This is a genomic window from Croceimicrobium sp., assembly GCF_965228705.1.
Taxonomy (GTDB): domain Bacteria; phylum Bacteroidota; class Bacteroidia; order Flavobacteriales; family Schleiferiaceae; genus Croceimicrobium.
In genome coordinates, this window is sequence record NZ_OZ245832.1 from 359,804 (window position 1) to 386,006 (window position 26,203).

Annotated in this window: 23 protein-coding genes; 11 read left to right on the top strand and 12 right to left on the bottom strand. The window is 43.1% G+C overall.

Translation table 11 applies throughout. From position 1 onward, the window contains the following. Positions 1 to 11: 11 nt before the first annotated feature. The 4 genes from ACO05P_RS01490 to ACO05P_RS01505 all read right to left on the bottom strand — a co-directional run bounded on the left by ACO05P_RS01490 (position 12) and on the right by ACO05P_RS01505 (position 8,321). A complete protein-coding gene (locus tag ACO05P_RS01490) occupies positions 12 to 2,585 on the bottom strand; it encodes a polynucleotide kinase-phosphatase (protein WP_421753021.1) in 2,574 nt (857 codons plus the stop codon). Next, the gene (locus tag ACO05P_RS01495; RefSeq protein WP_421753022.1) at positions 2,575 to 3,975 is read right to left on the bottom strand and encodes a 3' terminal RNA ribose 2'-O-methyltransferase Hen1; all 1,401 of its coding nucleotides are present in this window, start codon (positions 3,973 to 3,975) and stop codon (positions 2,575 to 2,577) included. The genes ACO05P_RS01490 and ACO05P_RS01495 overlap by 11 nt, the downstream gene beginning before the upstream one ends. Before the next feature lie 142 nt (positions 3,976 to 4,117). Then, positions 4,118 to 4,681 (bottom strand): hypothetical protein, encoded by a 564-nt coding sequence (locus tag ACO05P_RS01500; RefSeq protein WP_421753023.1) that lies wholly within the window; start codon positions 4,679 to 4,681, stop codon positions 4,118 to 4,120. A 127-nt stretch (positions 4,682 to 4,808) separates the two neighbouring features. Next, complete coding sequence (locus ACO05P_RS01505) at positions 4,809 to 8,321, bottom strand: T9SS type A sorting domain-containing protein (RefSeq protein WP_421753024.1); 3,513 nt, start codon at positions 8,319 to 8,321, stop codon at positions 4,809 to 4,811. 642 nt (positions 8,322 to 8,963) lie between these two features. Between ACO05P_RS01505 and ACO05P_RS01510 the strand changes: the two genes are divergently transcribed. Then, complete coding sequence (locus ACO05P_RS01510; RefSeq protein WP_421753025.1) at positions 8,964 to 9,344, top strand: transposase; 381 nt, start codon at positions 8,964 to 8,966, stop codon at positions 9,342 to 9,344. 20 nt (positions 9,345 to 9,364) lie between these two features. Further along, positions 9,365 to 10,270, top strand: coding sequence for a transposase (locus tag ACO05P_RS01515; RefSeq protein WP_421753026.1), 906 nt, complete (start codon positions 9,365 to 9,367; stop codon positions 10,268 to 10,270). Positions 10,271 to 10,345: 75 nt separating this feature from the next. Here the strand turns inward: ACO05P_RS01515 and ACO05P_RS01520 are convergent, their stop codons facing one another. The 5 genes from ACO05P_RS01520 to dapF form a co-directional block, all read right to left on the bottom strand. Continuing rightward, positions 10,346 to 11,800 carry a glyceraldehyde-3-phosphate dehydrogenase gene (locus tag ACO05P_RS01520; RefSeq protein ID WP_421753027.1) on the bottom strand — a complete coding sequence of 485 codons (1,455 nt, stop codon included), beginning with the start codon at positions 11,798 to 11,800 and terminating at the stop codon, positions 10,346 to 10,348. A gap of 117 nt (positions 11,801 to 11,917) precedes the next feature. Further along, positions 11,918 to 12,946 (bottom strand): endolytic transglycosylase MltG, encoded by a 1,029-nt coding sequence (gene mltG, locus ACO05P_RS01525; RefSeq protein WP_421753028.1) that lies wholly within the window; start codon positions 12,944 to 12,946, stop codon positions 11,918 to 11,920. Then, positions 12,943 to 14,922: a cytochrome c3 family protein gene (locus tag ACO05P_RS01530; RefSeq protein ID WP_421753029.1), complete on the bottom strand. Its 1,980-nt coding sequence runs from the start codon at positions 14,920 to 14,922 to the stop codon at positions 12,943 to 12,945. Before ACO05P_RS01530 ends, mltG begins: the two co-directional genes overlap by 4 nt. Then, positions 14,919 to 15,446, bottom strand: coding sequence for a GNAT family N-acetyltransferase (locus ACO05P_RS01535; RefSeq protein ID WP_421753030.1), 528 nt, complete (start codon positions 15,444 to 15,446; stop codon positions 14,919 to 14,921). The genes ACO05P_RS01530 and ACO05P_RS01535 overlap by 4 nt, the downstream gene beginning before the upstream one ends. After that, positions 15,443 to 16,207: a diaminopimelate epimerase gene (gene dapF, locus ACO05P_RS01540; RefSeq protein WP_421754866.1), complete on the bottom strand. Its 765-nt coding sequence runs from the start codon at positions 16,205 to 16,207 to the stop codon at positions 15,443 to 15,445. The genes ACO05P_RS01535 and dapF overlap by 4 nt, the downstream gene beginning before the upstream one ends. 113 nt (positions 16,208 to 16,320) lie before the next feature. Between dapF and ACO05P_RS01545 the strand changes: the two genes are divergently transcribed. Then, on the top strand, positions 16,321 to 17,775 hold the full coding sequence (locus ACO05P_RS01545; RefSeq protein ID WP_421753031.1) for a trypsin-like peptidase domain-containing protein: 1,455 nt from the start codon (positions 16,321 to 16,323) through the stop codon (positions 17,773 to 17,775). A gap of 72 nt (positions 17,776 to 17,847) precedes the next feature. On the opposite strand, the gene ACO05P_RS01550 is transcribed toward ACO05P_RS01545, so the two are convergent. Next, positions 17,848 to 20,478: a valine--tRNA ligase gene (locus ACO05P_RS01550; protein ID WP_421753032.1), complete on the bottom strand. Its 2,631-nt coding sequence runs from the start codon at positions 20,476 to 20,478 to the stop codon at positions 17,848 to 17,850. A gap of 156 nt (positions 20,479 to 20,634) precedes the next feature. On the opposite strand from ACO05P_RS01550, the gene ACO05P_RS01555 reads away from it, so the two are divergent. From ACO05P_RS01555 to ACO05P_RS01565, 3 genes are all read left to right on the top strand, one after another. Continuing rightward, a complete protein-coding gene (locus ACO05P_RS01555; RefSeq protein WP_421753033.1) occupies positions 20,635 to 21,078 on the top strand; it encodes a DUF1573 domain-containing protein in 444 nt (147 codons plus the stop codon). A 128-nt stretch (positions 21,079 to 21,206) separates the two neighbouring features. Continuing rightward, positions 21,207 to 21,743: a DUF2975 domain-containing protein gene (locus ACO05P_RS01560; RefSeq protein ID WP_421753034.1), complete on the top strand. Its 537-nt coding sequence runs from the start codon at positions 21,207 to 21,209 to the stop codon at positions 21,741 to 21,743. After that, the gene (locus ACO05P_RS01565) at positions 21,740 to 21,949 is read left to right on the top strand and encodes a helix-turn-helix domain-containing protein (protein WP_421753035.1); all 210 of its coding nucleotides are present in this window, start codon (positions 21,740 to 21,742) and stop codon (positions 21,947 to 21,949) included. The genes ACO05P_RS01560 and ACO05P_RS01565 overlap by 4 nt, the downstream gene beginning before the upstream one ends. On the opposite strand, the gene ACO05P_RS01570 is transcribed toward ACO05P_RS01565, so the two are convergent. After that, positions 21,946 to 22,461 (bottom strand): nucleoside deaminase, encoded by a 516-nt coding sequence (locus tag ACO05P_RS01570; protein ID WP_421753036.1) that lies wholly within the window; start codon positions 22,459 to 22,461, stop codon positions 21,946 to 21,948. The two genes, ACO05P_RS01565 and ACO05P_RS01570, sit on opposite strands and share 4 nt — an antisense overlap. A 94-nt stretch (positions 22,462 to 22,555) precedes the next feature. On the opposite strand from ACO05P_RS01570, the gene ACO05P_RS01575 reads away from it, so the two are divergent. From ACO05P_RS01575 to ACO05P_RS01595, 5 genes are read left to right on the top strand one after another with little or no spacing between them, the layout of a single operon-like run. Beyond that, positions 22,556 to 23,038, top strand: coding sequence for an SRPBCC family protein (locus ACO05P_RS01575; RefSeq protein WP_421753037.1), 483 nt, complete (start codon positions 22,556 to 22,558; stop codon positions 23,036 to 23,038). Beyond that, a complete protein-coding gene (locus tag ACO05P_RS01580; protein WP_421753038.1) occupies positions 23,035 to 23,535 on the top strand; it encodes a GNAT family N-acetyltransferase in 501 nt (166 codons plus the stop codon). Before ACO05P_RS01575 ends, ACO05P_RS01580 begins: the two co-directional genes overlap by 4 nt. Next, the gene (locus tag ACO05P_RS01585; RefSeq protein ID WP_421753039.1) at positions 23,519 to 24,163 is read left to right on the top strand and encodes a SanA/YdcF family protein; all 645 of its coding nucleotides are present in this window, start codon (positions 23,519 to 23,521) and stop codon (positions 24,161 to 24,163) included. The genes ACO05P_RS01580 and ACO05P_RS01585 overlap by 17 nt, the downstream gene beginning before the upstream one ends. 10 nt (positions 24,164 to 24,173) lie before the next feature. Continuing rightward, complete coding sequence (locus tag ACO05P_RS01590; RefSeq protein ID WP_421753040.1) at positions 24,174 to 24,680, top strand: hypothetical protein; 507 nt, start codon at positions 24,174 to 24,176, stop codon at positions 24,678 to 24,680. Positions 24,681 to 24,691: 11 nt separating this feature from the next. Continuing rightward, a complete protein-coding gene (locus ACO05P_RS01595; RefSeq protein WP_421753041.1) occupies positions 24,692 to 25,678 on the top strand; it encodes a bestrophin family protein in 987 nt (328 codons plus the stop codon). On the opposite strand, the gene ACO05P_RS01600 is transcribed toward ACO05P_RS01595, so the two are convergent. Beyond that, on the bottom strand, positions 25,679 to 26,152 hold the full coding sequence (locus ACO05P_RS01600) for a 23S rRNA (pseudouridine(1915)-N(3))-methyltransferase RlmH (RefSeq protein ID WP_421753042.1): 474 nt from the start codon (positions 26,150 to 26,152) through the stop codon (positions 25,679 to 25,681). Positions 26,153 to 26,203: the final 51 nt, after the last annotated feature.

Consider the following 26,203-nt stretch of genomic DNA (forward strand, 5'->3'; position numbering starts at 1 on the left):
TACACATTTGCTTAAAGTCTTGGATCTACTTCTTCACTTTCCAAGGCCAATACTCCAAAAACACTTTCATGGGTTCGGCGTAGGGGTTCTTTTCGAACAAAACGTTCTAAACTTTCAATACCCAAAGCAAATTCGCGTAAGGCCAGAGAGCGCTTTTTAGACAGTCCTCTCTTCTTCAATCTTTTAAGATTGGGGACGGTATCATATTCGGGTCCATAGATGATTCTGAGGTATTCCTTCCCCCGGCATTTTATGGCTGGCTGTACTAAACCCTTTTTACCATAGGCCAGAAAATCATAGGGCTTTACAACCATACCTTCTCCCCCTTTTTGGGTAAGTTCAATCCACCACTTGATTACTTCCTCGATTTTATTTTCATCATCAAGATCTACTTTTTTGTAAGGAGTGATCCTAAACAAAGCGGGGTCGGCCTGGCAAATTTCCTTTATTTGCTCCATGTGCCACTCATGGTTTTTATCGACATGAACAGCCCCTTCTGTAGCTAATAGGTGGAAGGGGGCCAGTTTGTAATCCTCAATACTTTGTACTTCCCAACAATAGTTCTGATAGGCTTGGACGTAATTGGATACTGCCTTTTGTTTCGCTTTAATTTTCTTAAGCTGTTCATCAATTCCAGCAATGCCACGTTTTTGGGCTAAGCCTAGCGATTTCTCTACTTCGGCTAATGCATTTTGAGCGGCGGCACCTACTGCTGCATATTGATCTTTGATCAGAGATTGGGCTTTGGCAGACCAGGGCATTAGCTCGGTATCCATGCAAAGCCAATCGGTGTTCATTTTATTCCAAAAGCCAGAATCTTCCAAGGCTTTTTGAACTCGATCTAAGAATTCCTTTTCTAAATCGGGATTGCTGAAGAAATTTCGACCGGTACGCGTATAACAAACTCCAATTCCTTCACCTTCAACTCCGAATCTTTCCTTGGCAACCTCCTCGTTTTTGCAGATTACAAGTACGGCCCGAGAGCCCATGTGTTTTTCTTCGCAGATGAGACTTTTCAGACCTTGATTCTTATAGTAGTTTAGGGCTTCTTCAGGAAACTCCAAATAGGCCTCTTGGCTGCTGGTTTCGCAGGGCGACATGGTAGGAGGGAGGTATATCAGCCATTTGGGATTTACGGCAAATCGACTCATCACCTCCAAGGCAGCGATAGAATTTTCTTCGCGGATGGTGAGATTATTCCGTAGGCGGGTTTGAACTATGCGTTTCCCGCTTACATCTTCAATATTGAGAAGATCATCATCAATTTGTTGGTTGTTCAATTGACTTTCAGGTCCTTCCAAGAATGGTTTTACAGGATCACAATACACTTCTTTAGCAGGAACTGAAACCAGTTCTTCTTCTGGATAGCGGAGGGCGCTTAGCTTGCCTCCAAAGACACAGCCCGTATCAATATCAATAGTTTTATTTAGCCATTCGGCTTCGGGTACTGGTGTATGGCCATACACCACTTTGGCTTTTCCTCTATATTCCGAAGCCCAATCGTAGCGTACTGGTAGTCCAAATTCATCAATCTCACCAGAAGTTTCTCCGTAAAGGCAGAAAGCACGAATAGCACCAGATCCTCTACCTTGCATTTCTTCCTTAATCCCGGCATGGGCTACTACTAAATTTCCCTGGTCAAAGACATAATGACTAATAAGGCTGTAGAGGAATTCTTTTACTTGCTGATGAAAGTCACTAGGCTCATTTTCCATTTGCGCCATAGTTTCTGCTAAACCATGCTTCAGATTAACATTTTTACCGCTGAGTTTTCTCTGAAGTTTAATATCATGGTTTCCGGGTACACACCAGGCACTACCAGTATGAACCATACTCATCACGAGTTTTAGGACTGCAGGCGAATTGGGACCGCGATCTACCAAATCGCCGAGAAATATTACCTGACGATTTTGAGGATGTTGCGCTTGGAGGCCAAAGTTTTGACCATCATCCGCCACCTCATTTATTTCATATCCCAGTTTTTGTAAGAGATCTAGGCATTCATCATAACAGCCATGAATGTCACCTATGATATCAAAAGGTCCTGTGATGTCTTTTTTGTCATTGTAGAGTTTAGCACGGCTTATCCCCTGAACTTGATTTACCTCTTCTACCGAGTGGAAAATTTGTATTTGTTTGAAGCCCTCTCTTTTTAAGGACTTTAAAGAGCGTTTTAAGTGCTGCCTTTGTTGACGAAGAACATGGTTACCCAGGTTTCGGTCATCACGCTTAGCGTTTCTTTCTTCGCAAACTGACTCCGGGATATTAAACACAATGGCAATGGGTAAGCAATGGTATTCACGCGCCAATTGCAAGAGGCCTTTGCGAGCTTCAGGTTGTATATTGGTGGCATCCACCACTGTTAATAAGCCATTTTTTAAGCGCTTAGCTACGGTATAATGTAAAAGCTCAAAAGCATCTGTGGTGGCGGCAAGATTATTTTCATCATTAGAAACAATGCCTCTACATTCATCGGAAGACACTACTTCGAACTTGCTAAAATGCTTTTTGGCAAAGGTGCTTTTACCGGATCCTGAAGTCCCGATCAGCAGGACCAGAGATAATTCAGGTACTTTAATTTCCATAGGTGAATATTCCCATTTGTGAAGGTGCGCCAAGGTTTTCTACTTCCGTACCGATTGGCAAAAACTCAACACTGTAATTATTTTTCAAGGCCACTTTTTGGGCCCATTCTTCAAATTGTGCTCGTGTCCATTCAAAGCGATGATCATGATGTCGCATGCTGCCAGCATCAAGGCTATCGTACTGCGAATTGTATTCGGCATTTGGCGTGGTTAAAATCACTGTTTGAGGTTGAGCCTTTTCAAAGACTACTCTCTCAAGGGCAGCAAGCCGGTTTTCATCGAGGTGTTCGATAACTTCTACCAGGGCGGCGGCTTCAAAATTCTTTAATCGCTGGTCTTCATAGGTTAAGGCCCCTTGAAACAAATTGATTCGGGCTTTTTGGGCTGGTGCCATTTCATCCCAGCCTAATTTCTCTTTGGCAAAACTGAGGGATTGATAGGAAACATCCATCCCGGTAATTTTTTGAAATTGCTTTTCCTTCAGGAGTAAGCGAAGTAATTTTCCTTCACCACAGCCCAGGTCAATAACCGTTTGCGCACCCGAATCTCTCAGTTGTTCAACTACTGCAGCCAGTCGTTGTTGATGCAGGTTTTCTTTTTTGATTTTAAGCTCTGGGTTTTCATTTTCTTCGCTTTCCGATTCTACGGATTTGTCATCGTCTAATCGATCCAGAGCTTCTCGGGTTAAGGACTTTAAGTTGAATAAGTAACGACTAATAATCAGGTCTTTTTTGGGATGCGCTTCTAACCAGCCCTTGCCTCTTTCCAGGAGTTTATCTATTTCCTTTTGATTCACGAAATAATGTTTGTCATTATCCAAAACCGGAATCAAAACATAGAGATGCGATAATAAGTCTTGAAGACGAATTTCATGCTTAAGTCGCAGGGTGAAGTATTTGCTTTTCCCCCAGGATTGGAATTTAGAATCTAAAGCATGGTTCTGGATATCAAGTGTATAGCCCAAAGGTCCGAAAAGGCTTTTAATCAATTTTTCACCTCCTTTTGCAGCGGGTAATACAGCAAGACTTACTTCTAAGGGCAAGGCTTGTTCTACTAATTCGGGCTTATCCTTACACTTGCCATTTAAAGCGCTGGAGAAGGCTTTGGCTATGGCGACACTCATAAAAGAGGAGGCCACATAAGGCCGATCATTTACGTATTGGCCCAGGGAAAATTCAGCGCCATTCAAACGACGCGCCTTTTTTACCATATCTATGGGATCGATATCCAACAATAAGGAAATGGTAGATCTATCTTCCGAAATTCCCGGGTAATAAACATGGGCTTGACCAATGGCCAGTTCGAAGGATTGAAATTTATCAGGGTGCTTATGAAGTAAAAAGCCTAAATCCGTAGCAGGCTTATGCGTGGTCGAAATATTTAAAAGCATAGGAGGAGTAACTATTGAAGCTGTTCCAAGCAGATTTACGACATAAAACAGAAGCTTAGAATGGCTTGAAGCTTTTTAAATTAAAACAGGTTAAGTTAATTGGCTAAAGAATAAGCCTGAAGGTAAAAGTAAAAGATTCTTTTTAGTAATCGGGGCGACGAAGAATATCTAGATCACTGGGCTGAATTTGATATTTGACCAATATTTGCTGTTGATCGGATAGGTTTCCATATTTCTCCTCAAAAACAATATTGAGCAAAAAGTCCTGAATAGAAAGTTCGAAGCCTAAGCAATCGGATACATATTCCACCGAATAGAGAGTATCCACAAGTGCGTCTTTTAGGAGTTGACTTTTATTCGGATAGTCTGCAGCAGCCAGTAATCCTTGATAGGCAAGACCTCGGATAGCACCATTTGGATATTGCTTTAAACAGGTCAATTCGTAGGTAGAGGCAAGTTTCATTAGTTGATTTTGTTGATCGTGCGCTTTTCGCGCGGAAGAGCCATTTTCGTCAGGCCCCAAGATTAAACCTCTTTTTTCAATTTGATATACTAGGTCTTTTAGATCAGGACTTATGCCAGCCCAATTAAAATGCGGATTTAGCCTGGGGAGAATGGCATAAAGGCTTAATGCCACAACCAAGAAGAGGGATAAGTAGAGATAGGCCTTACCGCTGGACCTTATGCTGTGTTCTTGACTTCTCAAATCTTGATCATTATTCCATTAAAACGCTCCAGGCTTTAATGAATTTGATTATTGCTTTGAAAATAGAAAAATCCCGGCTCAATTTAGAACCGGGATTGAAGTCGAATTGAACGATTTCTGCTAAACTTTAATGACTAACAATTAAGGAACGATGCAGGGTACCGTGCCTCTCATCTTGTACTTGTATCCAATAAGTGCCACTAGGCCATTTGGAAATGTTGATGAGTAAAGGCTCTTTGCCAGACCACTCTCGATGGTATAGTATTCGTCCGCTTGACTCAAAAACTTGAACATTTGAGGGCTGCCCTTTGCCGGTCCAAGCCAATTCTATCTTTTCATTTGCGGGATTTGGATATAAGCTAAGGGTATTGTCTTCTACCTTAATCAAATTGCTGTCTGAACTTAGATTATGCTTGGCGCTAAGTCCTGATTCGGGCATGTAGACATCATGCAAGAGGGGAAATTGATCAAGCATGGCTAATAGGGCAAAGTATTCATCAGGTAATTGATTGTGACTAGTAGCAAAGTTTTGCAATTCCGTGATGTGATCTTCGGCTTTAAATAAAACACTATCCTGTAAAAACCAATTATATAGCATGCTGTACAACTGCTCATAACTTTGATGATACTCTAAATCCCTCCCTCTTAAAGGGAAGACTAGAGCGATGCTATCTTTTACCTGATTGAATTTCACAAAATTCTTGTCGGCGAAATAGCGATCGGCCAAATGGTAGTGAAAGGAAGCTTGACTAGGATGCTTTAGGTAAGAATGTAAAGCTTCTGTGCTGTTATTGCTGTCCAGCATTCGGCCTGCTATGTACTCATTCAGAATTTTAGTGTATTCCAATTCTACTCTGGCTAAATCTTCCATAAGGCTATCGCGAAGACTGTATTGCTCCCCTGTCCCAGCAATATCTAGGATATAGGCTTCCGGGAAATTATCGCTTCGGTTCCGGAGGCTTTGGATTAGAGTAGGATTGCGAGCCGAATGTGGATTTGCCATTAATAGATCCCGAATTTGCTCTTGACTAAAAGGATATTCAGAAGCAGCCAATTGAGCGAGTACCCAATTACTGAGAAAGGGTGAGGCCGATTGGAGGTCATTGTAAACCTGTAAAGCATTTCCAGGAACGGCACTTTCTATCAATTGCAGGAAATAATCCGTATTGCCACCATCTGTAAGCAATTGCATTTGATTTAAGCCTTGAATAAGGAGGGGTTTCGCATTCATCAAATCGATTTCTAATTGAGTGCCATCACTACCATAAGTAGAAATGCGATTGGAACAGACCGAAGGGCCAGCCTTGGCGAGTCTGCGTACCCGGGGACTAATAGAATAGGGGTATTTCAAATTAGTGCGATTGGCTGGGCCATCAAATACATAGTCTATTTGGGCTCCTTCATTATCTATATTGAAATTGAGAATGCTACTAAAATTACTAAACTCATTATTGGGTAGAAGAACGGGAGGGCTTCTAAATCCTTGGTTCCGAGCAATTCCAAATAGTGGAGATATCGACATAGGGGCCTCACGAATATCTAAATCCGTAAATCCATTTAAATAGCTATTGCAACGAAAGCGAAGACCCTTTAGGTACTGGCTATGTCGATTAATACCGATAGCCTGAGATCCCAGGTGCAGGTCTTGGAATTGGGATCGGTAAAATTCATTATCGGCCTCCCCCGCATTTCGTATAACCAAACCGGCAGCGCCTTCAGCCATTGCATTGCCGTGACCATTAAACTGATTGCCTTCGGTATTAAACTGATCGCAGGCATCAAGGTACAGGCCATATGGATATTCTGTAAAATTGCTCGCCAGGATAGGAATGTGCTCGATCTCGAAAATATTGGCACGGACTAAACTTTCGAAGGTACCAAAGAGGTAGATGCCTTTATAGCAGCTTATCTGAGTATGTTCAATTTTAATTAAACCCTTGCTGCCATTACGCCGAGCTTCAACTGCTTGTTTTAATCCGAGAAACTCACTTCGGTCAAAATTTATACAGTTGGAAGGATTGATACAACGGTGATCGATTTGGAAAGAGGATCGAATACTTTTGATACCAGTACGCGATTCGGATGCGGGCATAGCACTGCGCTCCTCCCTAAAACTACATCCACTAAAACGAATGCCATTCACATCCCACATACTAATATGGTCCTTGAATTGCGATGCCGAAAGTGGGGCTTCATCCGTAGTTAGGAAATTACAGTTTTCGAAATAGGAACGATTATTCACCTCCTTGCCCAGACTGTTTTTAGGGTGGTAACTCATAAATTCAACATCCTTTAAATTATTTCTAAAGCTGCTGTTCTCCGCTAAAACATAGCCACCGGTTTGACTCCATACCAAAGTTCTATTCTGATAATTGCCCTTGATACCAATAAAGCTTAAGCCAACTACTGCGTTTTCGATGATGGCATTGTTCTTTAAAATCACCATGCCTTGATTTGCAGGCGATTGACTGCGATGGGAATCCCCAAAAACATAAACTCCATCAAAGTATTTTCCGCAGATGTTTCCAACCTGTCCGCCATCAATGATGAGTTTTGCACCGGGCATTACCTTAATTACTGCCTTTTCAGGAAGGGATAAATAGCATTTTAGGGTTAGGCTAGCACCAGGCTCAAGAATTAAGTCACCTATTAAATAACGCGGGTTTTCCCATACTTCATTGCTGCCACCTGCTAAACTTAAAGGCCTGTCGTGATAATTACAGAAGTCAGAAAAGTCAACATAATGCCGGGCATTGTTATGGGTTAATGCATAATGTAATCGCCCAATCTGACATCGGGTAAGGGCATCTTTCCGAGCATTTGAAGCCATCATATTATTGGAACAGGGGAGTCCATCCGCAGCCGGACTGCTATTACAAGGGCAGGGGTTTAGAGCTTGACTCGAAGGGGTGTCATCACAGAAATCATCCTGAAAAGGATCACAATTGTAGTTCGCATCTCTGTTTGGCGATAATAGACCTATGCAATGTGCTATTTCATGATTCAAGGCACCGGTCATAGTGGCCCAAGCACTTATACCATTTGCTAAAAAATCTTGGTAGGATCCATTTAAAATAAGCCGATTCGAATTGAAACTACCCCAATGGTCATCATTGGGTGAATGATGGGGAAAAGCAAAGACATGTAAGGCGTTTTCCTTAAAATTCAAATTGGGATTGTCCGTCACAAAACGTTTGTACAAACTGTTTAAGCGATCCTCTTTTGAATCGGTGAAGTGTTTATGAAATTCGGGGTCTCGATCATAAACCACATTTTGAGGCGACAAGCTAAAGCGAATTCTACTATCTAGCATATGTGGCGTGGGATGGTCGGGATCTTGCCGACTTTCCTCAGCTAGATTGGCATGAACCCGATTTAATGAGTTTATTAGGTTTTGCCAATAAGCACTTTGGGGATGACCGCTTTGGTCTGCCATATCAACAGCAGTAAAATTGCTTTTACCATTCGCTTCTTGTATGATATGTAATACCAGCCTTAGCCTTTTTGTAGGAGTATATCCAGGATAGTCTGGATCAGGAGCATAATTTATGGAACTACCACAAGGTGTTGGACCATTTTGAGCTAATAGAGCAGATAGTCCTAAAAGCCATATTCCGATGAGAATCTTTAATTTATTCATCTTCTTTATTTGATTTTGAAAAGAAGCTGTTCGATCGATTTGAAATGCAGATCTAAGCGCTTCTTCGTTTCTGATTCCGTGATTATTCCTTCTCTGTTTCCATTGCTAGGGTGGTCCTTTATTCTTCATAAGTGGTCATTTTGAGTAAATCATTGGTTTGTCTCATTAAACAGATGTTTTTACGTTGATTTAAATCGCATTAAATGCGGGTAAAATCAAGCTTTACTATAAGTTAATGATTTAATAAATCGACCGATAAAGGAGCTATGTATTTCTGAAGAAATTAGCTTTCTTGATTTGATTGTGGATTTAATAAGCTAATATACAGTTGTTTAAACCCTATTGGGAGGATCTTCAAACCTGAGGGTAGCTATGTGTGGGAGAAATGAGAAATTATTCCGAATAAGAATTATTAGATAAATTAGAAGATTAATAAATAACTATAAAGGGCTAATTTATTTTAGTTTAAAATCTTTTAGAGCGGGCATGATATGCCATTGACTTCATTGCTGGTCAAAAAAAAATCCCGATCTCCTTGCGGAGACCGGGATGGGATATTTTAGAATTTAGAGTGTAGAATGTAGAGTTTATGACCGCGCCTGAAAAAAGTTGACACCTATTCTCTCTAAAACCAAGAGAAAAATGGGACAAAAAGAAAACTTAAGACGTCAACGTGTATTTAGTGAGACCTTGCGCAAGGAAGTGGTCAAACAGATTGAATCGGGAGAACTTCGGGTATATCAAGCCTGTAGGATTTACGAGATTAAATCACCACAAACAGTTTATAACTGGTTAAACAAGTATTCTCGTACCTTGAAGACACAAACACGCATAGTAGTGGAAAACAATAGTGTTGACAAACGTCTGAAGGAATTAGAGGCGCGCACCAAAGAGTTGGAGGCTGCTTTAGGACGAAAGCAGTTAGAAGCCGATTTGTACCGCCATATCGTAGACCTGGCCTCAGAAGAATATAAGGTGGACCTAAAAAAAAGTTTTGGCGCGAGAGCATCCAAAGGCAAATAAAGCTGGAGACAAAGACTGAAGTGTCGATCAGGAGAAGCTGTCATTTGCTGGGCTTTAGCCGGCAGGCCTACTACAAGCCCCAAGCTCTAAGAAGGGAGCTTGTTGGGCTTGAAGACGGCCTGCGTAGCCTGATCCTGTCCGCGCGTGTGGCCTGCCCTGGCTTAGGCTGTAGACCCATCTATTATGCTCATGCGGATCAGCTTTCCATTGGACGGGATAAGTTCGAGGCACTAGCTGCTGAACTGGGCTTACAGGTTAAAAGGAATACGAGGTATATCCGAACCACCAAAAGCGATCAACGTAAGTTTGACAACCTTCTCATTGATAAACAAGTACGATCCATCAATGAGGTTTGGCAAGCCGATATGACCTATTATCTGAACGGGTCAAAATGCTATTATTTGATGTTCATTACGGATGTTTATTCTCAAAGGATCCTAGGCTATGGGGCTTATAGCAGAGCTAACGCAGTCCACTTCAAAGAAGTTTTAAAGCAGGCCATTGCCACTCGAAAGAAAGCCGGCTACACCAACTTAAGCGGTCTTATTCATCATAGTGATGGAGGCCGACAGTATGAAGAGCGTAGCTATCGTGAGTATTGCAAAGGCAAAGGCTTAAAGCAAAGTATGTGTTACTATTCTTGGGAAAACCCCTATGCAGAGAAAACCAATGATTTGATTAAAAACCGATACCTCAATTACTGGAAGCCTACTAACCTTCATGAGCTCCGACTATGCCTCAAACAAGCAGTGGAACACCATAACAAGTTCCAGCAAAAGCGAGTATTGAATAATAGCACTCCAATAGACTTTGAATGGAAAATCAAATCCATGGAATCCAGTCCAAGTAGTTACACTTTAAACCTTAAGCCCAGTAAGCCTAGAACTAAAAACAAAAAGTATAAATTAGTAGAAATATCTGAGTAGGTAGTGACAACCATTTTCAGGCGGCATCATTAGATCTAAATTCTATCGTCTAACATCTATCGTCTAAAGTCAAGCCTAATAATATCTTTTGCGACGCACCTGAGCAATATACTTGCTCAAACGAATAACCTGACGGCTATAACCGTACTCATTATCGTACCATACGTACAATACCATGTTTTTACCATTGGCATCTACAATGGTAGCAGGGCTATCGAAAATAGAAGGACAAGACTCACCAACAATGTCGCTGGATACCAGTTCGTTGCTCATGGAGTACTTAATCTGCTCTACCAAATCACCTTTAAGGGCAGCATTGCGCATGGCATTGTTTACACCTTCTAAATCGGTGGCGTTTTTAACTTCCAAGTTCAAAATGGCTAAAGAACCATTAGGAACAGGAACACGAATGGCATTAGAAGTTAATTTACCCGCCATTACCGGAAGGGCTTTAGCTACAGCAGCTCCAGCACCAGTTTCCGTGATAACCATGTTTAAGGCAGCAGCACGACCACGACGGTATTTCTTGTGCATATTGTCTACCAGGTTCTGGTCATTGGTATAAGCGTGTACGGTTTCAATATGACCGCGCTCTACACCGAAGGCATCTTCGATTACTTTCAATACCGGAGTAATGGCATTAGTAGTACAGCTAGCAGCGGAGAAGATGTTCACCTCATTAGGATCGAAATCCATTTGGTTAACTCCGTGTACAATATTGGGAACTCCTTTACCAGGAGCGGTTAATAACACTTTCGCAGCACCTTTAGCTTGCAAGTGACGGCTCAAAGCAGCCTCATCGCGGAAAGCACCGGTGTTATCGATAATCAGGGCATCATTAATACCATAGGCGGTATAATCGATATCCTCTGGTTTAGCAGCATTGATGAATTTGATCTCACGACCGTTAATAATCAATGCCATATTCTCTACGTCCGCTTCTACCGTGCCAGGGAAGTTACCATGCACTGAGTCGACACGTAAAAGAGAAGCGCGTTTTTCTAAGCTTTCGGGAGTTTCTCCGCGGCTTACTACGGCACGCAAACGCAATTGCTCGCCCATACCTTCCTGAGCCATTAACTCACGGGCAACTAAACGGCCAATTCGACCAAATCCATAAAGAACAACATCTTTTGGAGTGGTACGCTCCATATTGTCCGGACCAATAAAGTCGGCCAATTTGCTGTTCAGGAATTCTGCGGCACTGGCAAAATTGCTTCCTTCATTCAGCCACTCACTAGCCAAACGGCCAATGTCCATACGAGCGGGAGCTAAATCCATTTGCACCAATTCGTCCAAAAGGGCTACGGTGTCGGTAATGGTAATGTTTTGTCCTACAATGTTGCGAGCATAAGAATGCAGGTTCAGCACTTCGCTGGGACGTTGATCCACCAATTGGTTGCGGAACAACACGGTTTCAATGCCTTTATCCAAGTAAAGATCATTGATGTTTTTAATGAATTGAACCGCCAGTTTCTCTTGCTGAATTCTCTGAGCAACAGATTCTTGATAATTGTTTGTCTGCGCCATTTTAGCGTGATTTGAGAGGGTTTAAAAAAACGCTGCAAAGGTAGACTATTTACAAATTATCATAGGCCTGTTTTGGCCTTTTTGCCTTTCGGCGGATGGGATTTTCGAAATAGTCAACTATCGAATTCCATTGCGGTTGGCCCAACGATGGTATTTCGCCTTATTGATATTATGCTGTCGCAGGCTCTGAGCAAAGGAGTGGTAACCAGGTCGGTCGGGATCTGCGCACATAAAAATGTAGGAATGATCCTTAGCTTTTAGAACTGCATCAATGCTACGAGGATCCGGAATGCGAATGGGTCCCGGAGGTAAGCCCATATGCAAATAAGTATTATACGGGGAGTCAATATCCAGATTCTTGGTATATACTCTTTGTACAATCAAATCCGGATCTTTCAATTTCATGGCATAAATCACCGTAGGGTCCGATTGTAGTTTGATACCTTTCTCCAATCGATTTAGGTAGAGGCCTGCCACCATAGGCATTTCATCGGGGCGAGCAGTTTCGCTTTCCACAATGCTGGCTAGGGTGATTACTTCATGTCGGCTTAAGCCACTTTTTTCGAGTAATGCAGTACGACTCTGCCAAAAGCGCTCCGATTCGCGCAGCATTCTTTGAACAAAATCATGCGGACTGGTAATCCAGTAAAATTCATAGGTATTTGAAAGGAAGAAGCCCGGTAATTCCTCGCGCTTGATTTTAAAATCTTCTAAAACCTGATCACTCCTCAGGTACTGGAGGAAATCCAGAGAATCCGGTTCCAGAGCTTCTCCGGCTTGACCAGCTAAATCTTCGAGTGTATAGGCCATATTAAGGGTAAGGCGCACCGGCTCCTGAATTCCTGCGCGAAGACGATTCACCAAACTATTATTGCTCATGCCACTACTGATAGCATATTTACCAGGTTTGATGTTTTGAGGCAACTTCTTCCATTCGGCCAGCAGTTCAAAGTATTCCCGATGAATAAGAAGAGTGTCCAGCTGAAGTAAAAGCTCTTCATAGCTGGTGCCTGGCTCAATATAAAGATGATGACTTTGCTCTAAGTTCACCACATTAGGAGCCCAAATAATGCGATGGGCTCGATAGCCCAAATAGCCTCCAATCAAAATAATGATACCAAGAAGAATGAGTAGTCCTCGTTTCATGAAAAGAATTTCCGGTAGTGTTCCTTAGCCTGAACATTCTGCGGGTCCAAGCGAATTATAGCTTCCAAAGCGCGCTTCAAAGCTAGGGCATCTTCGCTTTGCATGGCACGCCGAGCTTCATTTTGCCAGGCTAAAAGATAGTCGGGATAGCGTTCTAAGCAAAGCTTTAAGTATTGTGCTGCCTCGGTATTACGACCTTGTTCCAGCATTAAAAAGGCAATATTATTTAAGGATTCCCGATGGTAAGGCTCTTCTTGTAATACTTCCTTCCATAAGCTTTCGGCCCTGGCACTTTGTCCTTCAGCATTTAACAAAGCAGCCCATTTATTTTTGAAATCACCAATAAAGGGAGCCAGTTCTACCGAGCGTTCAAAGAGTTTTAAAGCTGATTGATGGTCACCTTTAAACTGATAGGCTTCCGCCAAACGGTAGGCGGTCCAGGCGTCCTTGTTTTCATAATCAAGCTCGGTAAGCTCTCGCAATAGATGGTCGAGTCCATATTGCGCTCCAAAGTGATACAAGCTTTCGCGATCACCACTTAAAAAGAAATAATAGGTCCACAGGTACAAATGCTCCGATGCTGTTTTGGGTACCTGATTTAAGAAACGGGCCGCGCTATCCAAATAAAGAGGCTTGGCGCCGAAGCGTTCAAATTGCTGCAAATAAGCCAGAGCTTTATCGCGCGCTGAGGGTTTAGGGTCGTTGATCGAGAGCAGAGCCAAAAAGCGATTGGCTTCAGGCGAAACCGGAGCTCCATTTTCCTGAGGCTTTCGGATAAAATGATCGTGCACCGTTACATGAGGAATGTCGGTAGCTTGAGAGGGAGGCATGTGGCATTGCACACAATTATTGTGTTTCACTTCTCTTTCATGCATGGGTGCGGAACACATTATTTGGGCCTTATTGGCAGAATGACATTGAATGCAAGTCTGATTAAAATTGGAAACTTCCGTACTCTTTACTGAGAAATGTGGATTATGACAGGAAGTACAGGTAAAGGTCTCTGGATTTGCCTGATAGCAAGCGCTAAGCTTAAAACGATCCGCATGCGAGGCCATAATAAAGCGATTGTCGGAATCCTCATAGCGTGGCAAATAGACTTGCATTACTTCCTTTAATTCCATGCCTGGTTTAAAGTCGAAAAAGCTTTTGCCTTCCTTTAATACCGCATTGCCTTGCAGGTGACAGCGCTGACAAATCTCAAACTGCATTTGGGCACTGAGGCGCTTGGGATTCACAATACTGCGATCGGCTTCTTTGGCGGTGTCGGTTATTTCACCTCGCATAATTTTAGCCACATGCGCGCCTCCCGGACCATGGCAGCGTTCACAGTTAATTCCTTCCGGGATACGCCTAAATTTATGGGTGCTGCCTTTTACAAATTCGGTGGGCATGGCATTGTGGCAAGCCATGCATTCCAATCCAATTTGTCGATTAAAGCGGCTGTTATTACCGCCTTCAAAACCAGGAGGGAAGTCTAACTTCTGTTCTTGAGCATACCAGGTAAAAGGTGCTTGAAAATAATAGCCATTCTCTTGCCAGAGATGTGAATTGGTATGCTGACCGCTGCCAATAACATAATCGATCGGCTGAACTAAATTGTGGGTGGTATCACCATCGGCGCTAAGCCTGTATTCCCTTAATAATAAGGTGTTGCCGCGCCAAAAGGGTTGATAATACAAATCTTGATAGGAATCATAGAGCTTCTGATGTCCATCAATCTTGGCAATGCTTTTTAAGGTATCAGCCTTGCCAATGGACTGTCCCATTCCGGTTTGGATAAAGGTCTGATGTATCCCACTATGACACTGCATACAAGTTTCGATCCCTACATAAGAAACCGTATCATGGTGATTGAGCCATTGTGGCCTTTCATCTTTTTCGGCGCTCAGTTTTTTGGCTGCGGGATGATCACATTGATAAGCCAAAAGCATCACCAAGGCTATAATTCCACTTAAGCTCAAAAACTTCTTCATCGAGATCCTTTCAATAATTGCAGCAAATGCTCGTCAATAAAAGAATCGCCCTGGCGGTACCATTGTTTACGCAAGCCGCATTTTTCAAAGCCGCATTTTTCGAAGAGTCGTAAGCTGGCCGCATTTCCATCGGCAATACTTACGTGTATTTGCTGCAGATCGAATGCCTTAAAGAGGTAGTCAATAAACAAATTGAGGGCCGACTCGGCCAGACCTTTACCTCGATTGGCTTCAGCGCCGATGAGTATACCCAAGGCCCCGCGGCGATGGTCAATATCAAAATCAAAGAAATCAGCCAGTCCAATGCTTTGGTCTTTATAGCAAATCATCATTCGCAATTGCCCCACTTCATAAGGACTTTTCCCTACTTCTTGCAAGTATTGCTTCATTAGGTATTCGCTATAGGGAACCCTTTGCTGGGAGCTAGTCCAATATGTAGGATTGTTCTCCCAGGCCAGCAGCAGGCTTAGGTCTTCGGGCTCTAAAGCCCTTAATCTAATATCTCCGTCTTGCAGTTTTATCATTTGGCAAAGCCCTCAAAAACTTTCTCTGCTGGTCCTTCCAACCAAATGTTGAAATAGCCCTTTTCGGAATTGTGCTCAAAAGACAGGCTTAGCTTTCCGCCCTTAGTGCGCATATATATTGGAGAAAGGGGAGCCTTTCCACTGTAATGGGCTACCAGAGCCGCTGCGGTAACCCCGGTACCACAGCTATAGGTTTCATCTTCTACGCCTCGCTCATAAGTGCGCATCTCCCAATTCTGGCCTTCACCAGTCATGAAGTTTACGTTTACCCCGGCCTTTTTATAAGGCTCCGAATTGCGGATGCTGCGCGCTGCGGTCACAATATTTAATTCATCGGGATTAGGATGTAAAACCACATGATGCGGAGAACCGGTATCGGTAAACCAGTCGGTACCTCGCGCTTCAATATGGGGAACATCCTTCATTTGCAGGCGGACACGCTTGGCTTCCACTTCCGCCAAATGAGGACCATCGATCGCAATAAAGCGAAAGGAGTTTCCCATCCCTAAATCGTGCGCAAATTGAGCAATACAGCGGCCACCATTGCCGCACATTGTACTTTCGCGTCCGTCGCTATTGTAATAGATCATGCGGAAGTTGTAACCTTCGGCGGGAGCTAATATGATAAGGCCATCGGCACCTATGCCAAATCGGCGATGACAAAATTGCTCGATGTCAGTTTGAGACCATGACGGAATTTCCTGACGTCCATCGATCATAATAAAGTCATTTCCGGTACCTTGGTATTTGTGAAAAGTAATCGGATTCACGTCTAAGTTAAAATGTCGTTAAAGGCTGTGTTTCAAGGATACTAGGCCTTGACTTGGAACAGTTATTGGAAAAAATTTGTTGCAAAGTAAAAAGATAGGATAACATGAAGAATATTGCAAAGCTCATTTTGATTTCAGCCTTTGGGGGAATGATCAGTTTGGGACTCTATAAAGCCTTCTTTGAGAAGGAGAACACCCGAACTTTTATTGAGAGCCCCACTCAAGTTCAACATAGTCCGGTAAGTTATGCCGTGCCGGGAACCGCACCCGAAGATTTTGTGGAGGCGGCCGAGAAGAGTGTTCATAGCGTAGTACACGTAAAAACAGCCGTGCGTGCTCGGGTGCCAGTAGCACAGTCTCCTTTAGACTTTTTCTTTGGCGTACCTCAAGGTCAGGGCCAGGGTCAATTGCAATTAGGAACCGGCTCCGGGGTAATCATTAGTGAGGATGGTTTTATCGTAACCAATAACCATGTAATTGAAGGCGCAGAAGAAATTTTGGTGAGCCTCAATAGTGGAGAAGAATATCCCGCCAAGGTAATTGGTGCCGACCCCACCACCGATATTGCCTTAATAAAGGTAGAAGATGAGGTGAGTGGATTGCCTTATCTCAACTTTAGTAATAGTGATAATCTCCGCGTTGGGGAATGGGTATTAGCAGTGGGGAACCCTTTCAATCTAACTTCTACTGTAACTGCAGGTATCGTTTCGGCCAAAGCACGTAGCATTGGCATTATCGCTGAGCAAGCAGCCATTGAGTCTTTTATTCAGACTGATGCGGCGGTAAACCCCGGTAATAGCGGTGGAGCCCTGGTAAATACCCGCGGTGAATTAGTAGGAATCAACTCAGCCATTAGTACTCGCACCGGAAGTTTTGAAGGATACTCCTTTGCGGTTCCTAGTAATCTGGCTGAGAAAGTGGTAGCTGACTTAAAAGAATTCGGAACTGTGCAGCGTGCTTATTTAGGGGTTAAAATTTCGGATGTGACCCCAAGGTTGGCAACCGATTTAAATCTTGAAGTAAACTCCGGGGTTTATATTGGCGGTTTAAGTGAAAATGGTGCCGCTGCAGAAGCTGGTTTGGCAGAAGGGGACATCATTGTGGCGGTTGATGATCGCAAGGTGAATAAAGGAGCCGAGTTGCAAGAGATTATTGGCAGCAAGCGTCCTGGAGAAGCGGTGAAAGTTTCCGTTTTAAGGGAAGATGTTTTAAAAGACTATCAGGTAACCCTGCGCAATGTAAATGGCACCACTCAACGATTTAAGAAGGAAGACCTACAGTTCCTGACCTTATTAGGAGGAAGCTTCCGCGAGGTGAATGAAGATGAGCGACGCGCTTATCGCATTCCCTATGGTGTTAAGATTTTGGATGTGAAGAGCGGCATCTTAGCCGAGCAGGATATTCCTCGCGGTTTTATCATTACCCAGATTAATCAGAAGGCCATTAAGAAGGTGGAAGATATTAATGTGGTAGGAAAAGAACTTCCACGTGATAAACCAGTTATAATATTTGGAGTGCTTCCAAATGGACGCGAAAAATATTACGCTTTTGGTTTTTAGAAATTGTGATGAAAGCAAATGAAAAGCGGCCCCATCTAGGGCCGCTTTTTTTATGTCGAAGAATTTAGACGCTTACAATCTTGCCAGGCTCTCCTCCAAAGCTTTGATTTTGCTTTGAGCATCTTCCTGCTTGGCTTTCTCATTGGCCACCACTGCCTCTGGGGCATTGTTTACGAAGCGCTCGTTCGAAAGCTTTTTCTCTACCGATTTTAAAAAGCCTTTAAGGTAGTTCAGCTCCTTCTCAATACGCTCTTTCTCGGCACCTAAATCGGCTTGCTCACCGGCAGGTACAAAGAATTCGTATTTACCCGCGAGGAAGCTAAAGCCGGGGCCCGCTTCTTCGGCCTTCATTTCAATTTTTAAAAGATTGGCCAGCTTGGAAGCGAGCTCACGTAATTCGCCAGAAAGGGCTTCTTCAGCCGGAAGGAAAATTTCCAGACTTTCCTTGGGTGACATACTCTTAGAAGCGCGCAAATTCCGAACGCCATTTACTACGGCGAGCATTTGATCGAAATCCGCTAAATAAGCGCTATCCACCTTTTGCATTTTAGGCCATTCCCCCAAGCTTACCGATTCTCCTTCTTTACGCGGACGAAGATTTTGCCAAATCTCTTCAGTAATGAAAGGCATAAATGGATGCAGAACGGTGGTTACCTCTTCAAAGAATTTAATCGTTTGATCGTATACCGCCTTGGAGATAGCTTCGCCGTAAGCAGGTTTGATGGACTCTAAATACCAATTGCAGAAATCATCCCATACCCACTTGTAGGTAGTCATGAGGGCTTCTGAAATTCGATAGGAATTAAAGCTGGCTTCGAGTTTTTCCAGGGTATCCAGTTTCTTCTCAGCAAACCAACGCATAGCGGCAATATCCGAAGCGGAGGGTGCTTTATCAGCTACTTCCCAATTGAGGACTAAGCGCTGGGCATTCCAAATCTTATTGGAGAAATTACGCCCTTGCTCACAAAGCTCTTCATCAAAAGGTAAATCGTTACCGGCGGGTGAGGTGAGCAACATTCCCACGCGAACACCATCGGTGCTGTATTTTTCCATCAAGCCAATAGGGTCGGGAGAATTGCCTAGGGATTTAGACATCTTACGCCCTTGCTTATCGCGCACAATACCGGTGAGGTATACATTGCTAAAAGGCTTGGTGTCGCGCAATTCATAGCCGATGATAATCATACGTGCAACCCAGAAAAAGAGAATTTCGGGAGCGGTAATTAAATCGCGGGTCGGGTAGTAATAGTTAATTTCTTCATTCTCCGGATCAAGCACACCATTAAATACCGAAAGCGGCCATAACCAGGATGAGAACCAGGTATCCAAAACATCGGGTTCCTGCTGTAGGTCCTCCATGCTAATGGATGCATCACCAAACTGTTGACGCGCTTTTTCCAGAGCTTCAGCTTCATTCATGGCCACCACAATTTTCTGGCGGTCTCCTTTATAATACCAGGCCGGAATTTGATGCCCCCACCATAATTGACGAGAGATGTTCCAATCGATCACATTCTCCATCCAATGGCGGTAGGTATTCTTAAACTTTTCAGGAATTAACTGAATTTCAGCGTCCTCATCCATTACGGCTTTAATGGCGGGCTGCGCTAATTCCTTCATTTTTAGGAACCATTGGTCTGATAATCGAGGCTCAATCACCGCCCCGGTTCTTTCGCTGGTTCCAACTTTGTTTTTATAATCTTCGGCTTTTACTAAAAAGCCTTTTTCTTCTAATTCTTTGGCGATGGCCTTGCGTGCTACAAAGCGATCCTGACCTTCATAATGTAAGCCATGGGCATTAAGCTTGCCTTCTTCATCCAATACATCGATGATTTCGAGCTCATGCTTTTTACCAATGGTATAGTCATTAATGTCGTGGGCCGGAGTTATCTTTAAACAACCGGTACCAAATTCCATATCCACATAATCATCAGCGATAATGGGGATTTCGCGATTGGCGATGGGTACTAATACTTTTTTACCAATCAAATTTTGGTAGCGCTCATCATTTGGATTTACGCAAATGGCTACATCACCTAAAATGGTTTCAGGACGAGTAGTGGCAACCTGAATACTGCCTTCTCCTTCTACCATTGGATAGGAGAGGTGATAGAGCTTACCATTCAATTCCTTGTAAATTACCTCCTCATCAGATAAGGTAGTTTTGGCTTGGGGATCCCAGTTTACCATACGGTAACCACGGTAAATCAATCCCTTCTCATAAAGGTGAATGAATACCTTGAGTACCGACTCCGAACGAACATCGTCCATGGTGAAGGCTTCGCGATCCCAATCGAAGGAACAACCTAATTTTTTAAGCTGCTGCTGAATAATGCCACCGTGTTTATGGGTCCATTCCCAGGCATGTTTTAAAAACTCCTCGCGACCAATCTCAAATTTGTCGATGCCATCATCTTTCAACTTTTGTACCACCTTGGCTTCGGTGGCGATAGAAGCATGATCGGTACCGGGAACCCAGCAGGCATTATAGCCTAACATCCGAGCGCGACGGATTAATACATCCTGAAGCGTATTATTTAACATGTGCCCCATGTGCAAGACGCCGGTCACATTAGGTGGCGGGATGACGATGGTATAGGATTCTCTTTCGTCCGGAACAGATTTAAAAAATTTGTGATCCATCCAGTAAGCATACCACTTGTCCTCAGCGGTAAGGTGCTCAAACTTGGGAGAAATGCTCATGAAGCTGTGTTTTGAAAGCAATTATGATAAGCTGGCAAAGGTAATATTTCACTCAGAGGAGAGAGCTTTGACTTTGGTATAATTTTCGCGTACTAATTGGCCTTGAGTATAGCTGAAATATTCTCTAAATTTGAAGGTCTAATTAAAGAACGTACAATGAGACAACTAATCACTACCCTAGCTGTAGCATTCTTTGGATTCACGGCCATGGCCCAAGAAAAGCCAGAGAATCCTAATGCTGCAACCATCGATTTCGAAACCGAGGTTGTAGACTATGGAACCGTTGAAAAAGGTGCTAATGGCGAGCGTGAGTTTAAGTTTACCAACAATGGTAAAGAGCCATTAATCATTACTAGTGCTCGTGGATCCTGTGGATGTACTGTACCAAGCTGGCCAAAAGAGCCCATTGCTCCAGGTGAGTCTGCAGTAATTAAAGTGAAGTACGACACGCAGCGTGTAGGTCCTATTAACAAATCAGTAACCGTTAATTCCAATGCTAAAACTCCGGTTAAGGTGTTGCGTATTAAGGGTAAAGTAGTGAAGCCTGAAGAGGTGAAAACTACCCCTGAGAAGGAAAAAAGCTCTATGATGGCTAAATAAGCCTGAGCTTCTACACGAAAAATCCCGAATTAGAATTAATTGTTCTGATTCGGGATTTTTTTGATCTTGGGTTTAATTTATTTTATGTTTTATTTAAAATTTTTATAGTTTTGGGTAAAACATTTAACATGAAAAGAAAAGATTATTTACGATTAAGTGGCTGGGTTCTACAGTTCATGCGTGGTCTATGTATTATCGCTTTGACATTAATGCTCTATGATGGTATTCGGCATAGTATTGATCCCGATTTTTATTTTGTGCAATGGGAGTGGTATGGCCTCAGTGGGGATATGGATTTTGTGGAAGAGGGAGAGTATCCGCCCCAAACAGCGGCTTCTTACTATTTCAACTGGATTCAAATCTTTATCCAATTGGGTTTGATGTTTTTGGTTTGGACCCAATTAATCAGAGTGCTGAATTCGGTGGTGAGCTTTGAGACCTTTATCAGCGATAATCCCATTCGCTTCCGTAAGATCGGCTTCTTAATTTTAGGAATCTTTTTTCTGGATCTGTTTCATTTCTTTGATGGTATGGACTCGGCAGATACAGAAATACAATTTGGAGCCAATTTTTCGATTCTCTTTTTTGCCCTAGGAGCCTATGTTTTGGCCATCGTATTTGAAGAAGGGAAGCGCCTGGCGGAAGAACAAAAATTGATTGTATGATTCGGGTTGAATTAGATGTAATGTTGGCGCGCCGAAAAATGAAATTAAAGGACCTGGCGGCTGAGGTGGGAATTTCGGTGACCAATTTATCCCTATTAAAAACTGGAAAGGCCAAAGGCGTTCGCTTTGAAACTCTAGCAGCGATTTGTGCGAGCCTGGAATGCCAGCCCGGAGATTTATTGGTATTTGAAAAAGAGGGAAACTAGGCTTTTGGGCTTCGAACTTTCGCTTCGAATTCGGAGCGTGATCCTTTGCCAAACATCCAGAGACCACTGCGCATAAATACGGCTTTGGCTTCATCTTCATGCAAGCCACCATGCACCTCAGGAACTTCGCTAAAGAAAGGGGGGAAATGATGGAGTTCGGTATCCTCCATAATATTCCATTTGCTGTGACCACCCATAAAGGGGGAGGTGAGTGCATATACCACTCGGCTCACTTTGTATTCACGAGCCATAAAAGCACACATGGGGCAAGGTTCGCAATTGGAATAAAGAGTAGCTCCTTTTAAATTGGAATGCCCCACTTTTTCATGGGCCAAATGCAAGGCTATGACTTCCGCATGATCGGATACCCGACGGGCGGCGAAATTGGAAGATTCGGCAATAATTTCATCATCCATTACTACCAGAGAACCAAAGGGGGCATCGCCTTTATCCAAGCTTTGAGACGATAATTCTATACAACGTTTAATGTATTTGCTATCGGTATCTGTCATAGCGGCGAAGATACATTATTGATATCGCATCCGGCGAAAGCCGAAAAATAGAGAATGCGGAAAAAAGCTAAATTCACGGCAAAGAAACACCCTTATGCGATATTCATCTGAAATTACGATTGATTTACCCCGTGATACGGTGGTGGCCCTGTTTGATAAACCTGAGAATTATTCGAAGTGGATGAAGGGCTTGCTAAGTATGGAGAACCTGGAAGGTGAGGCCGGTCAGGAAGGTGCCCGCAGGCGCCTGAAGTTTGAAATGGGTAAACGTAAAATGGAGATGGTGGAAACTATAACTGAGCGCAATTTACCGGAGCGTTATGCCACTTCTTATGAGACTGCCGGCGTGTATAATGAGGTGCTCAATGAATTTATAGTACAAGGTCCGGAAAAGACCCTTTATCGCACCGAGCATTATTTTCGCTTTGATAGCTGGGGCATGAAGGTGATGGCCTTTTTAATGCCCGGTGCTTTTAAAAAGCAAAGCATGCAGTATATGCGCGATTTTAAAGCCTATGCCGAATTAGAGCAAAAATTAAGAGAGGGTGAAAAAGTAGACAGCGATACGGAAGAATGATTAACAGCGAACGTTGCCAATTTCGTTTGCTCTCCAGGGAAGACTTTCCAGCCATACTGGCTATGTATGCAGAGCCTGATTCCAATAAATACATTCGACCCTTGCGGGAGAAAAGTCTTGAGGAATACCAGGTTTTTCTAGAGGCCAAAGTGAAGAATAATCAAAGGGGGCAGGGCTATTTTTTTTCGGTTTTTGCCGCGGAAGCCTTTATTGGTACGGCCAATTTTAATTACTTCGAGGCGCTTAAATTAGAGCATGTAGGGGTGCATTTAGCCCGCGCAGCCTGGAATAAAGGCTATGGTACCGAAATCTTGATTCGCTTGAAGGATTTAGCCCTGGAGCAAGGCCGAAATGAAATTCATGCCTTGGTTGAAGAAGGAAATAAGGCATCCATTAGCATGCTGGAAAAAAGCGGCTTTGATCTCAAAGATCGATTGTATTTAAAGGGTGATCAATTACGAATTTATAAGGCCATTTTAAATGAAGAGACTATTTAAGGGACTGGGAAGAAAGATTATTTACTTGCTCATTATTGGAGCCTTTCTGGGAGTGCTTAATTATACATTAATCTCCTGGCTAAGTAGTAAGGAGAATAGCTTTGATATTAATGAGGTGCCCAGCAAAAAGGTAGCTTTGGTTTTAGGCACCTCTGAATTTTTAAAAAATGGCTCTACCAATCTGTACTTTAAATTTAGAGTAGAAGCAATTGCCCGACTTTGGAAAGCAGGTAAGATTAAATATGTTCTGGTAAGTGGTGACAATAGCAGGAAAGACTATGATGAACCCAGTGCGATGAAAGAAGCATTGGTAGAGAAAGGCGTTCCTGCGAGCCGTATTATTTTAGATTATGCTGGTTTCCGTACCCTCGACTCCGTTGTGCGGGCAAAGGAGGTTTTCGGTCAGGATGATATTCTGATTGTGAGCCAACAATTCCATGTTGAAAGAGCGCTGATATTAGCCGACTTTAAAGGAATAGAAGCTTATGGTTATAATGCTGTAGATGTAGAGGTGTACAGTGGTTTTAGAACCAAAGTGCGGGAATATTTTGCCCGTATTAAAATGTGGTTGGATTTGCTAATTGGGGTAGATCCTAAGTTTTTAGGGGACCCCATATCCATACCTTAAATATAGGATCATGAAACTTAGACTATTTCTTCTTTTCGTCATTTTTCAGGCTGCGAGCTTGCAAGGGCAGAATAAGCCTTGTGCTTGTTGCGAAGCCCCTTTTCGCCAATTCGATTTTTGGCTCGGAAACTGGGAGGTGAGGGATACCAGCGGTCAGGTTTTAGGTAATAATTCAATTGTTAAAGCAAAAGGGGACTGCCTTATTCAGGAACACTGGCAAGGACAAAGCGGAGGCAGCGGACATAGCATGAACTATTATGCCAGTACTGATTCTAGCTGGCATCAGCTATGGGTAGGAGGTGATGGAACCATCTTGAATTTAGTGGGCGGTTTGGAGAATGATGCTATGGTATTACGCTCTCAGGCTTTTAAAAGTAAGAGTGGTGTAATGCTACGCCATCAGATTCAATGGATACCTCTAGCGGATGGCAGCCTCATACAACATTGGCAATTAATTAATGAAAAAGGTAAGGCCCTTAAAAGTTTGTTTTACGGAGTTTATTATCCTGAAAATTAAGGAAATAGGAAATGTATATTAAAAGGCATTATGGCTTTTGGATCACCTTGGGATGGTCTAAAATGCCCTTTATTTTGGGCGCGGTTTATTCCTTGCTAATCCTGGGAATTGCAGACTTTTTTGAAATCAATATGGCCTTTCCCTGGCAACCGGTTTCGGTAATTGGTATTGCGGTGGCCTTTTATTTGGGTTTTAAGAATAATAGCTCTTACGATCGTACCTGGGAAGCCCGTAAAATTTGGGGAAGTATTGTGAATAATAGTCGCAGTTTTGCGGCGGCCACCATCGCTTTTGTACAAGGTGAGAATGCCCTGGAAATTAAAAAGGAGATGATCTTTCGCCATCTGGCTTGGCTTACGGCATTAAGGCATCAATTGCGATTAAGCAGAGAGTGGGAACATACGGATGAGCGCCTGAATAATCGCTATAGCCCTACCATTTGTGAAGATTATAATACCAAACTGTTTTCGGAGCTTTCAGAATTCTTAAGTGCCGATGAATTGGCCTATTTGCAAACTAAATCCAATGTGGCTACCCAGCTAATGCGTATGCAGGCCGAGCGCTTGCAAGCATTAAAAGATCAGGATTATATTGAGGATTTTCGTCATATGGAGCTCCATCAATTAATGGTTTCCTTTTATGAAGACCAGGGGAAGTCGGAGCGGATTAAAAACTTTCCTTTTCCGCGCCAATATGCCTCCACAGCACTTTGGCTTACCATGGTTTTTGCGGTTTTTGTCCCTTTCGGGATGATGGATGTATTTCACGCTCATGATGCCTGGCTTCATTATTTAAGTCCTCTAATTTCAGGCTTGGTGATCTGGATTTTCTTCCTGATGGAAAAGATTGGCGACTATTCCGAAAACCCTTTTGAAGGCACTTATAATGATGTGCCCATCACTTCCATTGCCCGAGGTATAGAAATCGATCTCAAAGAAATGCTGGATTTGGAAAGTATACCCAAACCCATTCAGGCTGAAAAAGGCTTTTTGATGTAATCAATCGTGATGATAGGGTTCGCCCTTTAATATTGTAGCGGCTCGATACAATTGCTCGGCGAAGAGCGCCCGCACAATTTGATGGGAGAAGGTCATAGCGGAGAGACTGAGCTTATAATTCGCACGGGCATAAACAGCTGGCGAAAAGCCATAAGGACCACCAATTAGGAAGATTAAGCGGCGAGGACTTTGGTTAAACCATTGCTGAATTTGGGCGGCAAATTTCCGGGAACTGAGCGATTTCCCATTTTCATCCAATAATACCAGCCAATCGCCAGCCTGCAATTCGGCCAAAAGCTTTTGTCCTTCTTGTTGCGCTACTTCTTGAGTGCTCAGCTTATTGCTATTGCGTAAATCAGGTAGTACCTTTACTTCAAAGGGCCAATAACGTTGCAGTCTTTGGTAATATTCCTGTTCCAATTCGGCAGTAGCCGACTGGGTAGTTTTGCCGTGAAGGAGAACAAGTACTTTCATATTGGAAGGCGCAAATTAGGAAATGTTAGCGGGGCGCTGCTTGCTTCGGAT